General features: G+C 31.4%; 13 protein-coding genes and 1 other RNA gene. 2 read left to right on the top strand and 12 right to left on the bottom strand.

Annotated elements, in window-relative coordinates; translation table 11 throughout:
• Positions 1-8: 8 nt before the first annotated feature.
• From KA824_RS03765 to KA824_RS03730, 8 genes are all read right to left on the bottom strand, one after another.
• Positions 9-3455, bottom strand: a complete 3447-nt coding sequence (locus KA824_RS03765; RefSeq protein ID WP_107385003.1) for a dynamin family protein — start codon at positions 3453-3455, stop codon at positions 9-11.
• A 226-nt stretch (positions 3456-3681) separates the two neighbouring features.
• Positions 3682-4317 (bottom strand): SDR family oxidoreductase, encoded by a 636-nt coding sequence (locus KA824_RS03760; RefSeq protein WP_107386296.1) that lies wholly within the window; start codon positions 4315-4317, stop codon positions 3682-3684.
• A 245-nt stretch (positions 4318-4562) separates the two neighbouring features.
• Entirely contained in the window at positions 4563-5468 is a 906-nt protein-coding gene (gene rarD, locus KA824_RS03755; protein WP_107385005.1) for an EamA family transporter RarD, read from the bottom strand.
• Positions 5469-5501: 33 nt separating this feature from the next.
• Positions 5502-6635, bottom strand: a complete 1134-nt coding sequence (locus tag KA824_RS03750; protein WP_181187577.1) for a THUMP domain-containing class I SAM-dependent RNA methyltransferase — start codon at positions 6633-6635, stop codon at positions 5502-5504.
• A gap of 163 nt (positions 6636-6798) precedes the next feature.
• An RNA gene (gene rnpB / locus KA824_RS03745) (RNase P RNA component class B) lies at positions 6799-7172 on the bottom strand.
• A gap of 138 nt (positions 7173-7310) precedes the next feature.
• Positions 7311-7661: a cell division regulator GpsB gene (gene gpsB / locus KA824_RS03740; protein ID WP_107385007.1), complete on the bottom strand. Its 351-nt coding sequence runs from the start codon at positions 7659-7661 to the stop codon at positions 7311-7313.
• 11 nt (positions 7662-7672) lie between these two features.
• Complete coding sequence (locus KA824_RS03735) at positions 7673-8239, bottom strand: SLOG family protein (protein WP_107385008.1); 567 nt, start codon at positions 8237-8239, stop codon at positions 7673-7675.
• Positions 8236-8574: a DUF1798 family protein gene (locus tag KA824_RS03730; protein WP_107504882.1), complete on the bottom strand. Its 339-nt coding sequence runs from the start codon at positions 8572-8574 to the stop codon at positions 8236-8238. The genes KA824_RS03735 and KA824_RS03730 overlap by 4 nt, the downstream gene beginning before the upstream one ends.
• Positions 8575-8824: 250 nt before the next feature.
• Here KA824_RS03730 and recU point away from each other — a divergent pair, with 250 nt between their 5' ends.
• Together recU and KA824_RS03720 are read left to right on the top strand one after the other, a co-directional pair.
• A complete protein-coding gene (gene recU / locus KA824_RS03725) occupies positions 8825-9451 on the top strand; it encodes a Holliday junction resolvase RecU (protein WP_107385077.1) in 627 nt (208 codons plus the stop codon).
• Positions 9448-11658 (top strand): transglycosylase domain-containing protein, encoded by a 2211-nt coding sequence (locus tag KA824_RS03720; protein WP_107386301.1) that lies wholly within the window; start codon positions 9448-9450, stop codon positions 11656-11658. Before recU ends, KA824_RS03720 begins: the two co-directional genes overlap by 4 nt.
• Positions 11659-12199: 541 nt before the next feature.
• Here KA824_RS03720 and KA824_RS03715 read toward each other — a convergent pair.
• The 4 genes from KA824_RS03715 to asnS all read right to left on the bottom strand — a co-directional run bounded on the left by KA824_RS03715 (position 12200) and on the right by asnS (position 15259).
• On the bottom strand, positions 12200-12532 hold the full coding sequence (locus KA824_RS03715) for a YpoC family protein (RefSeq protein ID WP_107385083.1): 333 nt from the start codon (positions 12530-12532) through the stop codon (positions 12200-12202).
• A 5-nt stretch (positions 12533-12537) separates the two neighbouring features.
• On the bottom strand, positions 12538-13197 hold the full coding sequence (nth, locus tag KA824_RS03710; RefSeq protein WP_107385079.1) for an endonuclease III: 660 nt from the start codon (positions 13195-13197) through the stop codon (positions 12538-12540).
• Entirely contained in the window at positions 13187-13861 is a 675-nt protein-coding gene (locus tag KA824_RS03705) for a DnaD domain-containing protein (protein WP_150822043.1), read from the bottom strand. The genes nth and KA824_RS03705 overlap by 11 nt, the downstream gene beginning before the upstream one ends.
• A 105-nt stretch (positions 13862-13966) precedes the next feature.
• Positions 13967-15259: an asparagine--tRNA ligase gene (gene asnS, locus KA824_RS03700; RefSeq protein WP_181187578.1), complete on the bottom strand. Its 1293-nt coding sequence runs from the start codon at positions 15257-15259 to the stop codon at positions 13967-13969.
• Positions 15260-15352: the final 93 nt, after the last annotated feature.

Below are 15352 nucleotides of genomic sequence, written 5' to 3'. Positions count from 1 at the left end.
ACCTCTTTCTAAGTTAACAACTGAGCTTTTAGTTCGCTATTTGTTTCTTGAAGTTGTTTTACTAATGAATCATCTATATTAAAAGCTAAAAGTTGTTTAATTTGTGTGTGTATCTCTTTTTCATACTGATTGAATTTCGTTTCTGCATCATTATTCAGTTTATTTACAATTTCAATTAATGCTTTCCTTAAATCAGCAATACTAGGTTTAAGTTGCACAAGTGTGTTTTGAGTTATTGTAGTTTGAATTTCATTTTGCATTTTTGGTTGCAAAATGTTCTTTTTAGTCAGTGATTTAGGCAAAACAGAGATCATTTGGCTTAATTCAATTTTTAAATATGGATCGTCTAGTTCCATATTACTTTTATTAAATTCTGGTTCGATGAAAATGTGTAATTGTTCCAATTTTTGTTTTAAAGGTGCGATTTCTTCATGTATTTGTTGAATGAAATACTTTTTAATTCGTTCTACAAGTAAGGATTGTTCTAAATATAATCTTTGATGAATTTGATCTAAGTATTGTTTAGTGGAAAGACGTTTTTCTTCATTGAAGTTATTGCTTTGTGTCATTTGACCGTTATAAATTGATTTTACCTCATCTAGCAACTGAATTTTTAAACGCTCATTTAAGTGATAAATTTGATCTTCAACTTCATTTGAAGCACGTTGTACTGCAATTTGTAATATATTATTATTCAGTATTATTTGTTGTTGGTACTGTTCGAGTTTATTTTTACGTTGCTTAATTTTTGATTGATTATGCTGTGCATCTTCTATCATTTGATCAAATGCTTCTGAAATATTTGCTAATTGCTTAGTCATTTGTTGTTGCAATATATCTTTCGACTCAACTTGAGTAAAGTAGTCTATACTATTTTTTAATTTATCAATTCCTGAGTCACCTGTATTCAATGCTTTTCGACTTGAAACTGCAAAAATATCAGAATTCATATTTACATGATTAAGTGCATCACTTACATAGTTTATGACTGCATTCAGATCTTCTTCAGTTTCAGCTAAATCAGTGGCATTTATGATCATTTTAAATGCTTGGTTTTCACTTAATTGGTTCATTTCTTTCATATGCTCAATAAAGCGTTTATCATTATCTGTGAAAGAATGATTAAAATAACTTACATAAAGTATTAAATCTGAAGAAGTTAAAATCTTTTCCGTTTCATTTGTATGTCGTTGATTATTGGAATGTAATCCAAGTGAATCTACGATAACTTTATTTTTTAACCAATCAATGGGTAATCTTAAGTGAACTGTATTTACAAAGGTTGCATATTCATCTTCTGCACTCCATTTTCTAATTTCGTCCTGTTCAATGGAATGGGTTAAGCCTTGTTCTAGCATTTTTTGATACATCGTGTAATGTTTGTCAATTGCATTGATAAATGCTAATTTGTTTTTTTCTAAAGATGCTGTTAACTTATGTGTATTTTGATTTAAAAATGCTTCAATTGAATCAAAAGATTTATTTTCCACTTCAAATAATTGGTTTAATTCTTCTAATATTTGTTCTGATGATTTAAGTGTGATTTGACTTTCCTCACCATAAGTCAATTCTGTCATTGCAGCTGTTGTAGGATTTGGCGAGCTTACAAGATACGCATCACCAAGTAGCGCATTGATTAAACTACTTTTTCCGGCACTGAATGTTCCGAAAACCCCTATTTTAATAATTTTATTATCAAGGCGATTTAATGCATCATTGATATCTTGCTTAGTTTGTTCAAATAATGGAATATTTTTTATTAAATCTAATGAACGTTTTATATCTTGAATTGAAGTATTTGTTGATTTTGCTTTAGTGGTACTAGGTTGATTTTGTTTTTTAGTCACTGAATGTTCCTGTTTAGCTTGATAAGTGATTTCTTCTCTATCTATTAATTTATCTAATGAATCATCAATATGAATATAGTAGTGTCTGTAATTTTGTGTTTCAAGTGATTCTCTCAAATTACGTAGCTCCATAAATTTAACATAATCATTATAATCATCTACTTCTTCTGTGCCAATGTCGTTTGCTTGAGAATGGTTTATTGCTCTTTCAAATAATGGTTCAGTTTCTTTAACAATATGTTGTTTGATGGATTTCATTAAATCATCTGAAAATGTTAAGACATATTGATTACTAATAGATATTTGCATTTGATACAAATCATCCACGAGTTTTGAAGGGATTTGATAATGTTGGTTTAAAATAGCCTCAGTTACTTCGGAAGAATTAATAAATCGAGTCAAAAAGGACATGTCTTCTCTCAAAGGTTGACGTATTTCTTGATTTACCTTTTCTTGTAATTGCTCAAGTAGTTCTTGAAGTCTAATTTGTTGTGTTTCTAATGTTTTTTTCTTTTTATTGAATAAGCCACCCACTTTAAAATCTTTAGTTCGGCTTTCCAAATAAGTTCTTATTTTTTCCCTAGTATCGTGTGTCATTACATATGCATTGTCGAGAATCGCCTTACGTTTTTGTTTTAAGAAATCATATAACTGATCAGGATTATTTAGTAATTTTGCTTCTTCACTCACTTGTTGATGTTGTTGGAAGTTTAAATATGCTTGGTCAAAGTCTGCTTCAAATATATCCAGCTCTGTTAAAATTGCTTGAATTTCATGTTGTATAAATGATAGCTGTTCCTCTGTAATAAAATTGATAGTACGTTCCACATAATCCGACATTGATTCTCTACGTTGATCTTTATCAATGAGATAGTCTGATAATGCTTGAATTTGGTTGTGTTCATGTTCAAATTTAGAAACATAAAATATTTGATCTAATTTGATTTCCCATTCATCAATCGATTTTTCAACGCGTTGTTTAAATGTGGCGAATGGAATCTCTGATTCATGATGTTTATCTATTTGATTGATAACAAAAACTACTGGTACACCAGCATGATTAAGCTGTTTCATAAATTGAAAATTCATTGCAGATTGAACATGATTATAGTCTACAGTGTAAAATAGAACATTACTTGTATACATAAATTCTTCAGTACTAGATTGATGTGTCGATACATTAGAATCAACACCTGGTGTATCTTGAAGTGTGAACCCTTTATTAAATTTATCAGAAGGGAATTTAATTTCTACAGATTCAACATCAATATTTTCGCGATTCATTTGTTTAACTTCATCATAGTTTGTTAATAAAGTATATTTTTGGTTGCTCAAATTTGCTATAATACCTGGTTCATCTGATACAGAAACGATTGCTGTGTTACTAGTTGTAGGTACTGGAGAACTTGGTAATATATTTTCTTCCAGTAGCATATTGATGAGCGTTGATTTTCCTGCTGAAAAATGACCAACAAATGTAGCAGTATATTGTTCTAAAAATATTTTTTTAATCACTTGGTTTATAATATGTACAAGCCTATGATTATCTGATTTTTCAACTTCTTTTTTTAGTTTATATAGAATATCGAGTTGCTTCGTTTTAGACATGTTATGTATCCCCTTTATTACTTATATGTAATTAAGTTCTATTGTATAACAAATTATTGTGGGTCTAAAGTAAGTTAGCAAAATTAAATTGTATTTAGTACTTATTTATTAGTAAAAGCAAAGAAGTGTTACAAAGTTATTGATAGCGACTTAATTTAAAATTAAAAATACCACCTTAATTGGTGGCATTTGCAATCATTACAAAAATGTTGTTATTTTTTAAATTTTATTTCCAGCTTGGTTTACTAAAATCAGTATTAGGTTTGCTAATACCAATGTTATCTTTTAAATAAAGTTCAGGATTTTTGGCAATTTGTACTGCAACAGCAGCAACACTTTTTCTGGAAACTTCTGTCCCCTTAAATGGTTCATCTTTATGAGTAATTTCATAATCAATTTCGTTAATATCTGATAACCAAGCAGGTCTTAAAATTGTATAATTGAGCTTTGAGCTTTCAATGGTGTCAGCTGCTTTTTTATAAATTGGTAAGTAATTATGGATTTGCTCATTTACCCATTCGCCAAATTCACCAGGTACCTCATTATAAATGCCAAGCGCAGCTACAAATATTAAACGATCAACTTTATTCTGTTCCATAGCTTTAACAATAGTACTTGCTTCTTTATCTAATTCACCTGAAAGACTAGCAAATACAATGTCTACATCTTCCATCGCACTATTAACATCTTCAAAGTTTGTAGCGTCTCCTTCACGAACACGAATGCGATCTGATGCATAATCAGGTAATCTATTCGCGTCTCTTAAAAACAATCTCAGCGTATACGAGGTATTTTCTAAAAAAGAATTAATAGCTGCTTTAGAAATTGCTCCGTTTGCCCCTAGTATTAATACTCTAGTCATATAATCACTCCATTATAATATATGGTTAAAAATATTAGTATATATAATAATTTTTTTGGATGCTTTTCTTTATATCTAATTTCACAATACTACAAATGCATGATTTATACTAATGATATATTTACGATATTGAATATAATAAAATGAGCTGTATGATATGTAAACATGTTTTGATTAATTTCAAGACAAAATAAAATCCCTAAACAACTTTTATGAAGTTACCTTAGGGAAGTAATCAATACCATTTAGTGGATAGCAGGATTATTATTTTTTTTAATTTTTACATACTGTGAAATACTATATATTACAATGCCAACCCAAATAAAGATGAACGTGATAAATTGGTCGACACTAAATGGTTCTTTGAATAAGAAAATACCTAATACAAACATAATTGTAGGACCAATGTACTGTATGAATCCAGTAAGCGACAATGGAATTCTACGTGCACCAGCTGAGAAAAGTATCAGTGGAATTGCTGTTACAGCCCCTGAGAAAATCAACCAAAAAGATGAGGAGTTATAACCAAATGTTAAACTACCTTGTTGCCAAATGTACCATAGATATATAATGCCTGCTGGTGCAGTAACAATACATTCTATTGTAATACTACTAATTGCATCTATTGGCACGATTTTTTTAATTAAACCATAAATACCAAATGAACATGCTAATAGTAATGAAATACTTGGGAATACACCGACTCTTATAGTCATATACAAAACTCCGATGACTGCAAATCCAATAGCAATCCATTCTAATTTATTAAACCGTTCTTTGAGGAAAATTAACGCTAATAGAATGCTTACGAGTGGATTAATATAATAGCCTAAACTTGATTGTAATACGTGACCGTTCGTAACTGCCCATATAAAAGTGCCCCAATTAATTGTTATTACATAGCCAGCAGCTATGATAGCAATGAGTTGTATAGGAGTTGCAATGAGCTGTTGTAAATCGCGTTTGAATGGGGCTGTATTGTTAGTGATTACTACTACTATCAGCATAAATATCATTGAAAGTATAATTCTGAAAGCTAATATTTCAAATGCACCAATATCTTCTATTAGATCCCAATATATTGGTAAAATCCCCCATAAAATGTATGCACCAAAAGCAAAAAATATGCCTTTTTTAAACTCGTTATTCATTTGTCGCACCTCTTTCTGATTGATTCATGCAGTCTAATTTTTAGGTTTTTTATTCCCCCAATATTGATAATAAGTACACTCGATATAACCATTAAATAGCTTTCTTCTTTTTGTAGCTTTTTTATTAACTAAAAATTCAAATTCATTATTACTTGTTAAAATATAAGTTGATAAATAAGGGTGTTCCTGCATTAATTGACCGATATAACGATACATTTCTTCAACTTCTGCTCTATCACCAATACGTTCACCATATGGTGGATTGCCAATTAAAGCGATTGGTGCTTCTGACTCTAATGATAAGGTGTTAACATCTTGAACTTTAAAGTTAATAATGTCTGATAAGCCGACTTCTTCAGCATTTCTATGCGCTATTTCTATCATTTCTGGGTCAATATCTGATGCGTAGATCTCTAAAGGTCTATCGTAATGAGCTTGTTGATCAGCTTCATCTCTCAATTCATCGTATAGTCCATCAGGCATAATACCCCATGTTTCTGAAACGAAATCTCGATTAAAACCAGGTGCAATATTTTGAGCTATTAAACATGCTTCAATCGCAATCGTGCCAGAACCACAAAATGGATCTATCAATGGTGTATCACCTGTCCAATTTGCTAATTTAATCAAACTAGCAGCAAGCGTTTCTTTTATAGGCGCTTCACCTTGGGCAAGCCTATAACCACGTTTATTTAGCCCTGATCCAGAAGTATCTATTGTCAATAGTGCTTTATCCTTTAATAGAGCTACTTCAACTGGATATTTAGCACCTGATTCATCTAGCCACCCTTTTTCTTGATAAGCAGTTTTTAATCGTTCAACAATTGCTTTTTTAACGATTGCTTGGCAATCTGGCACACTAAATAAAGTAGATTTCACACTTCGACCTTGTACAGGAAAGTTTCCTTCTTTTTCAATAATCGATTCCCATGGGAGTTCTTTTGTTTTTTCAAATAATTCATCAAATGTTTTTGCATTAAATTGACCAACAACAATTTTTACTCTATCGGCAGTTCTTAGCCATAAATTGCATTTAACTATTGCTGTTTCATCGCCTTCGAAAAAGATTTTGCCGTTTTCTACTGTTGTTGCATAACCAAGATCTTGGATTTCCTTAGAAACAACTGCTTCTAACCCCATTGGGCATACAGCTAATAATTGATACATTGTTTTGCTCCTTTTTTTAAATTGATTTAATTTAATTTTATCAAAAGTTATTTTAAATAGATATGACTTAACTTCTGTTTAGGTTCATATTAAAATTTTATGTGAATTTTAAACATTAAAAAAGCTCTCCTAAGTGGGAGAGCTTGGGGTCTAGTAATGATGTTTCTATAAGCCATGTTTTGTACCTTTGTACTGCCAACGTGTACTAGTTACACTCGTACGCTGGTGGTAACCATCTGTCTATATACTTTAAAAGTATACCTTATTTATACGTTGAATTCCGTTAAATAAGTGCTCCTACCTAATTTGGATTGCTCACTCGAGGGGTTTACCGCGTTCCACCTTTTATATTTCTATAAAAGCTACGTCACTGTGGCACTTTCAAACTATTTTAACCTTATCTAAAGACTTAGGTTATTTCGTTGCCGTCAATTTAATGCCTTGACTTATTGTTTCATCAAGCACGAACACTACAATCATCTCAGATTGTGTGAGCATGGACTTTCCTCTATATCGCTATAGCGATTACCCAAAACACCATCTTTAAGAGTATATCACTTTTCAAAGACTAGAACAAATAAAAATAAGATAAGTTTTGGGGAAAACCAAAACTTATCTTTATGTACGCAATAACTACTACGTATACATAGTCATTTGTTGTGATAGTTAGTTATATTATTTACCGAACACTGCTTTTTCTAGGTTTGAAATTCTTTTTAGAATATCGACGTTGTTATTATTAGTAGTATTGCTTGTAGCATTACCGTTTTTTGAAAAGTTTTTATTCTCTTGTGGTCTTGAAGTAGCCACTCGTAATCTCAATTCTTCTAGTTCTTTTTTTAATTTGTTATTTTCTTCGGAAAGTTTAACAACTTCATTATCTAAATCTGCCATCTTTTGATAATCTGCTATGATGTCGTCTAAGAAAGCATCTACTTCTTCCCTTCTATAACCACGTGTCATAGTTTTTTCAAAATCTTTTTCATAAATATCTTTAGCTGATAGTTTTAATGAAACATCTGACATATTTTTCCACCTCATTCGAAACTTTGTTCTTGAGACCACTGCAAATCGTTGATAAATTCCGTTAATTCATCGAACGAAACAATGTCACAAGTATAATTTGTTTTTTCCATAAAATCAACTAACATTTGTTTAAAGTATTTTGGACTAGCTTCTTGTTCTTCGTCATATATCAGTAATGATTGATCAGTATGGTCGAGCATAAATTGATCTGTCTGTTTAAATTGATGTGGCCCTACATATGATGTATGAAATACGCTATCTACAAAATCAGCATGTTGTACAATGTGATTATATTTTGCTTGATTTTGTTCATTCCATCTTTCAGTATGACCATAAAATGGTGTGACCACGCCGAGTTTAAGATCAGGATATGTCTCTTTTAAATCAATTACTACTTCAGCTGTCCATAATTCTATACCCATCTGTCCTTGTATTAATACCCATTCAAGCCCTTCTTCAATCAATGATTTTAATTTATGTGCTATAAATTTTTTCAAATAAGAAACTTCAGGTGCATCATCTTTAAAGATATTAAGTTCAAATGACTTATAACCTGTCACATAAATTGTCCTTATCATAATGTAACATCACTTCTTTGTATATAACTTAAATCGTATTGTACTGCCTTAACTTTTTCTGTGAATAATTTACGGCTAGTCCTTTTAAAATGACATTCAACTGACAATGATTCAATATTTGAAATAAGTAAATCAAATTTTTTCTTATTCATATAGGATAGTTGTAGTATTTTAGGCTCGAATGTGCTAAGTGTTTCTAACAGGTTATCTATGTAACTAGTAAATGGAACAACATCTTTGTAAAAATCATAGTCTATATCTTTCGATTTAACTGATTCATATCTATCTTGCATCAATTGCACATCATTTAATAGTTGGGTAATTAATTGTTGCATGAAGTTTCCTCCTACACATTAAATTTACCACAAATAAATTTGATAGTCATTTGTGAAACAATCATCTAACATTTATGTCATATTCCGGGCATATTTATAGGGAAATATTGTTTAATTGAGAAAAGCACGTTAAAATAAATATTGATGTATGTACAGATACATTGCATTATATTTCATAGTTTGGAAAAAAAGATTATTTTCATGTATAATGAAAAAAGTTTTTGAAACCAAATTAAAGTGGTGAAAAACAATGAATTATCCAAATGGGAAACCATTTTACGGAAATAAGTCTCAAGTCGGACGAACTTATAAGGATGAAAAGAGTAAAATAAACTATGGTGGCAGAGGCATGTCACTTGAGAGTGATATTGAATTATCTAATACGCACTATTTGAAACTTGGGCAAGCTGTTATACATAAAAAGCCCACCCCCGTTCAAATAGTTAATGTTCATTATCCTATGAGAAGTAAGGCGGTAATTAATGAGGCTTATTTCCGAACGCCTTCGACTACTGATTACAATGGTATTTACAAAGCGCACTATTTAGATTTTGAAGCGAAAGAAACTAAAAATAAAACTTCTTTTCCATTGAATAACATGCATGAACACCAAGTGGTGCATATGGATGCTTGCTATGACCAGGGAGGAATTGTTTTTTTATTAATTCGCTTTAAATTATTAGATGAAGTTTATTTGTTGCCTTATCGCAAGTTTAAATATTATTGGCATCGGTACAAAAAAGAAATTAAAAAGTCGATTACGGTTGAAGAAATTAGAAAAAATGGTTACTATATTCCTTATCAGTATCAACCAAGATTGAATTACCTCAAAGCAGTTGATAAGTTGATATTAGATGAAAGTGAGGACCGCGTATGACGGAGAAAAAAAGGACTTCCGATTCAAATAAGAATGATAAGTCCGGAGAAAAAAAGAATAGGAATATAAAAAGAACGATTATTAAGATAATCGGGTTTCTCATCATAGCCTTCATTGTTCTAGCATTAATTGGTATTTTATTATTTGCATACTATGCTTGGAAAGCACCTGCATTTACAGAATCAAAATTACAAGATCCAATTCCTGCTAAAATATATGATAAAGATGGCGATTTGATTAAAACGATTGATAATGGGCAAAGACGTGAACATGTTGATTTAGATGAAGTACCTAAAAGCATGAAATCAGCTGTCTTGGCAACAGAAGATAATCGTTTCTATGACCATGGTGCACTTGACTATAAACGTTTGTTTGGTGCAGTGGCTAAAAACTTTACGGGTGGATTTGGTTCGCAAGGTGCATCAACATTAACTCAACAAGTAGTTAAGCGTTCGTTCTTAACGGATCAAAAATCAATAGCACGTAAAGCACAAGAAGCTTATTTATCATATAGACTCGAACAAGAATATAGTAAAGATGAAATATTTGAGATGTATTTAAATAAAATTTACTATTCTGACAGTGTTTATGGTGTGAAAGCTGCAGCTAAATATTACTTCGATAAAGATTTGAAAGATTTAAATTTAGCTGAATCGGCATATCTTGCTGGTTTACCGCAAGTTCCAAATACTTATAATATTTATGATCATCCAAAAGAAGCAGAATCACGTAAAGATACTGTTTTATACTTAATGGAATATCATAATCGTATTACTAAGAAACAAAAAGAAGAAGCACAAAATACATCATTAGAAGATAACTTAGTAAAACGTGATTCAGAAGATCGCCAAGTGAGTGATAAAAGTTCAAATCCTGAATATGATTCTTACGTTAACTTCGTAAAATCTGAATTAATGAATAATAAAGCATTCAAAGGCAAAGATTTAGGTGAAGTTCTTAATAGTGGTGTTAAAATCTACACAAATATGGACAAAGATGTCCAACAAACACTGCAAGATCGTGTAGATAATGGTGGCTACTATAAAAATGAAGACCAACAAGTTGGTGCTTCTATTGTAGACAGTGAATCTGGTGGTTTAGTTGCAATATCTGGCGGTAGAAATTATAAAGATATTGTTGATAGAAACTTAGCTACAGATGCTCACCCTACTGGTTCATCATTAAAACCATTCTTAGCGTATGGCCCTGCCATTGAAAATATGAATTGGGCTACGAATCACGCAATTCAGGATGAAGAAGCATATCAAGTTGATGGTGTCACATTTAGAAACTATGATACTAAAGGTCATGGTGAAGTTAAATTGTATGATGCTTTACGTCAAAGTTTCAATATACCAGCATTAAAAGCTTGGCAATCTTCAAAAGAGAACGCTGGAAATGACGCACCAAAAGATTTTGCTAATAAAGTTGGTTTAGAATATGAAGGAGATGTAGGACCTTCTGAAGTATTAGGTGGTTCATCATCAGAATTCTCACCTACACAATTAGCATCTGCATTTGCATCTATTGCAAATGGTGGCGAATATAATAATGCACATTCTATTAAAAAAGTAGAAAAAGAAGATGGAGAAACAATTAATTACGATCATACAAGTAAGAAAGCAATGAAAGATTCCACTTCTTATATGTTAGCAGAAGTACTTAAAGGTACATTTGAAGCATATGGTTCTGCATATGGCCACGGTATATCTGGTGTAAACGTTGCAGCAAAAACTGGTACAGGTACTTATGGTGACCAAACTTACCAACAATACGGCTTGCCTGATGATGCTGCAAAAGATGTATGGATGAATGGCTTCACGCCAAAATACAGCATGTCTGTGTGGATGGGCTTCAAAGAAGTTAAACAAGGTGGCGTAAATTCATTTGTTGGACATGACGAACAAGAGTATCCTCAGTATCTATTCGAGGATGTAATGAGCAATATCTCACCAAGAGATGGCAAAGACTTTAGTAAACCTGATTCAGTAAATGGTGATAGTAAAGATAGCCTATCTGTTGAAGGACATCCTGATGACAACACAACAAGTAATAAGCCTCGAGGACAAGGTGGTAGCAGTAGTAGTAATAGCGATGACAGTGATAATAATAGCAACAGCAATAGCAATAGTTCTTCATCAGCTTCATCAGCTAGCTCAAACAGTAGTAATACAAGTAATTCTAATGGCTTATCAAGAGCGCAATAATTATTAGTTGAAGTTTTTGAGTATCTATTACAAAGCTCAAAAAGTGCTTAGTTATCATCATTATTTATGAACACATAAACGCCAATTTCTATTGAAATTAAATAGAAATTGGCGTTTTCTTTATTTTATAGAGATTTTGTTACTTATTGACATCTTATGGAATTGTATGAATAAGAAACTAAATATCAAGTGTAAATTTGATAAGCTTAGAACACCAAAACCTTTGGAAATTAAATAAAAAGAAATGAGACAGAAATCTAATTATATTAAAATGGTTTCGTTGTCCACTTCGGCAAGGATGACCATAATTGAAAAAAATAAAAGAGGATTATCTGAACTGTAGCTCATGCATAAGTCCCACTAACTCAATAAATTGAGAAGTGGGACTTATTAATTTCAGCTCTACTATCTATTGACCATATGAATAAGTCTGGACGAATCAATGATGTTTCAAGACGCATTTTGTTTAAAATATTGCTATATGATTGTAATGACATCACAAAATTGATTTGTAACTCAATTTCAACGCTAAATATTTGTGTTAATGGCCTTTATTTTTGTTACGTATTTGGTATGATGCATTCATTTTAATTAATTCCGATTTAAGTGTCTTCATTTGACTATAACCCATAAAATGATATTTACGCGCAATCATATAATGATAACGTTCTTTAAAATTCATTGGTACAACTGGATAATCGGTTAATCGCTCAAAGTCAATCGTATGAATGTGATTGATTTGTTTAAAAAAAGTTTCAATCATATCAAAATATTCATCAATTAATACCTTAGCTTCTTCAGAATTTAATTTTTTTTGTTTCGAGAATAAATCTATTTGTTCTTCTAATCTTATAAAATCTTCTTTTGAAATCAATTGTGTCACACTTCTTTCAAACTGGCTTTATATCTTTTTTGCCCTTCTCTACATTCATTAAATAAGGGGCAAATATCACATTTAGGGCTACGTGCTAAACAGTGATAGCGTCCGAAGAAAATAAGTTGATGATGCGTTTTATTCCAACGTTCTCTAGGTACTACTTTGCATAATTTATCTTCAACTTGTCTAACATTATCTTTCCACCTACAAATACCTAAACGTTTAGCTACACGTTCTACATGAGTATCTACTGCAAGCGAAGGTTCATTAAAAGCAACACTCATCACTACATTTGCTGTTTTACGCCCCACTCCAGCTAGACTTTCAAGCTCTGCATGTGTTTGAGGAATGACGCCATCAAATTTATTTAGTAATGATGCACATAATTTTTGGATATTTTTAGCTTTATTTCTATATAAGCCAATAGTACGAAGATCATTTTCTAATTCTGAGATATCTACATTTAGATAATCTTCAGGTGTTTTATATTTTTTAAAAAGATTTTTAGTGAGTTTATTAACAGAAATATCTGTAGTTTGTGCTGATAATAACACTGCAATTGTTAGTTCAAATGGATTATCATGTACAAGTTCGCATTCAGCGTTTGGGAACATATTAGCAATGACGTCAATCATTTCTAAAGATTTTTTATTACTTATCATCTTGATTCTCCTCATTTAGCCAATCAAATTTAGGCACTTTTTTTACTGTGTGTTTCATTTTAGGTTGGTTAAACTGTCGGCTTATTTTTTTGGAATCTTCAATGGTTTTCACATTATTTTTTTTCCAATTTAATAGAATTCTATCAATATATTTAAAACTCATTTTGTTTTGGCTTTCTGCCTCATCTAAAGCTGCTTGAATCACACTTAAGTCGTGTTTATCTACATCTAACCATTGGTTTAATGTCTCAATTTCATATGGTGATAACGGTCTACCAAAAGCTTGTTCAATTTGTTGAAAAAGCTTGTTGAATTCAAGTTCAGTTTGTTTTTGATCATTATTATCATTAACGTGTTGCATAATATCATTTAGTTTATAATAAAACGGATCGAGATTCATATATTCAGTGAATTTGCCTTCTTCATCTTTATTAACGTTTAATTCTAATAAATCACGTTGAATAAGATTTTGTATAATGGCAGTAATTTCCCTGGAATCTAGTGAAGTTCCTTTTTGTAAAGATTCAATAGATGGTTGTTTATTGGTCATTTCCGATGCATGAATCAATTTTATCAAAATAACTAATTCACGTTCATTGATACCTAATTCATTATAGTGCTCTAGTAATTCTTTGTGAATTACAACAGGTCTAGTCTTTAGCATATCTATATTCAAATACTTCCCTCCTTATCTTGTATAAATATTATAAAAAAGTCCAGCCATAAAATAGACTGGACGTAGCTTCGGTAGTTACTTGTATTGATAAGATTATGGATATAGACGATTTAATAAACGAGGGAATGGTGCAGTTTCACGAACATGTTCTACACCTGATAACCATGCAACTGTTCTTTCAAGTCCTAATCCGAATCCACTATGAGGTACACTGCCATAACGGCGTAAATCTAAATAGTAACTATAACTTTCAGCATCTAATTCAAATTCATTGATACGTTGTTCTAATAATGCAAGGTCATTAATACGTTCAGAACCACCAATTATTTCACCATACCCTTCAGGTGCAATTAAATCTGCACACAACACAGTATCCTCATTATCAGAATTTGGTTGCATATAGAATGGTTTGATTTTTGTTGGATAATTTGTAATAAATACAGGTAAATCGTAATGATTTGCAATTGCAGTTTCATGGGGTGCACCGAAGTCTTCGCCCCATTCAATGTCATCAAAACCTTGTTCTTTCAAGAATTCAACTGCATCATCATATGTGATACGTGGAAAAGGAGTTGCAACTTTTTCAAGCTTTTCAGTGTCACGTTCTAAAATATTTAATTCTAATTTACAATTTTCTAGTACTGATTTAACAACATGAGTTACATATTGCTCTTGAATTTCTAAGCTTTCGTTATGATCGCAAAATGCTTTTTCAGCTTCTATCATCCAAAATTCAATTAAATGACGACGTGTTTTAGATTTTTCTGCACGGAATGTCGGTCCAAATGAAAAAACTTTACCATGAGCCATTGCAGCTGCTTCTAAATAGAGTTGACCACTTTGAGATAAAAAGGCATCTTGATCAAAATATTTAGTATGGAATAGTTCACTTGTGCCTTCTGGTGCACTAGCTGTTAAAATAGGTGGATCTATTTTAGTAAACCCAGTATTATTAAAGAATTCATAAGTTGCACGAATAATTTCGTTTCTTATTTTCATAACTGCATGTTGTTTTTTTGAACGTAACCAAAGGTGACGGTGATCCATTAAGAATTCTGTACCATGGTTTTTTGGTGTGATTGGGTAATCATGTGCTTCTGCGATGATTTCAATAGATTTTACTTGCATTTCATAACCTAAGTCAGAACGATTATCTTCTGAGATAACGCCAGTAATATATAATGAAGTTTCTTGTGTAATATCCTTAGCTAATTGAAAAGTCTCTTCATCTACATCAGCTTTTACTACGACACCTTGCATAAAACCAGTACCATCTCTTAACTGCAAGAATGCAATTTTACCACTTGAACGTTTATTCGTTAACCAAGCACCTATCGTTACTTCTTGGTTAATGTAATGTTTTGCTTCTTTTATCGTTGTTTTCATAACCAAACTCCTAATATTTTTGTAGTCTTCTTTTATTAATCCTTATACATTTTAACAAAATCAAGATACAAGTTCTAGTTGCGCGTGTTAACT

The organism is Staphylococcus sp. GDY8P198P (genome assembly GCF_017891615.1).
In the GTDB taxonomy this organism is placed as follows: domain Bacteria; phylum Bacillota; class Bacilli; order Staphylococcales; family Staphylococcaceae; genus Staphylococcus; species Staphylococcus cohnii.
This window is presented reverse-complemented; position numbering and strand designations above follow the sequence as displayed.

Excerpts from the sequence above, each read along its gene's own strand:
- KA824_RS03765 (WP_107385003.1), bottom strand. The coding sequence starts at position 3,455 with ATGTCTAAAACGAAGCAACTCGATATTCTATATAAACTAAAAAAAGAA.
- KA824_RS03760 (WP_107386296.1), bottom strand. The coding sequence starts at position 4,317 with ATGACTAGAGTATTAATACTAGGGGCAAACGGAGCAATTTCTAAAGCA.
- rarD (WP_107385005.1), bottom strand. The coding sequence starts at position 5,468 with ATGAATAACGAGTTTAAAAAAGGCATATTTTTTGCTTTTGGTGCATAC.
- KA824_RS03750 (WP_181187577.1), bottom strand. The coding sequence starts at position 6,635 with ATGTATCAATTATTAGCTGTATGCCCAATGGGGTTAGAAGCAGTTGTT.
- gpsB (WP_107385007.1), bottom strand. The coding sequence starts at position 7,661 with ATGTCAGATGTTTCATTAAAACTATCAGCTAAAGATATTTATGAAAAA.
- KA824_RS03735 (WP_107385008.1), bottom strand. The coding sequence starts at position 8,239 with ATGATAAGGACAATTTATGTGACAGGTTATAAGTCATTTGAACTTAAT.
- KA824_RS03730 (WP_107504882.1), bottom strand. The coding sequence starts at position 8,574 with ATGCAACAATTAATTACCCAACTATTAAATGATGTGCAATTGATGCAA.
- recU (WP_107385077.1), top strand. The coding sequence starts at position 8,825 with ATGAATTATCCAAATGGGAAACCATTTTACGGAAATAAGTCTCAAGTC.
- KA824_RS03720 (WP_107386301.1), top strand. The coding sequence starts at position 9,448 with ATGACGGAGAAAAAAAGGACTTCCGATTCAAATAAGAATGATAAGTCC.
- nth (WP_107385079.1), bottom strand. The coding sequence starts at position 13,197 with ATGATAAGTAATAAAAAATCTTTAGAAATGATTGACGTCATTGCTAAT.
- KA824_RS03705 (WP_150822043.1), bottom strand. The coding sequence starts at position 13,861 with ATGCTAAAGACTAGACCTGTTGTAATTCACAAAGAATTACTAGAGCAC.
- asnS (WP_181187578.1), bottom strand. The coding sequence starts at position 15,259 with ATGAAAACAACGATAAAAGAAGCAAAACATTACATTAACCAAGAAGTA.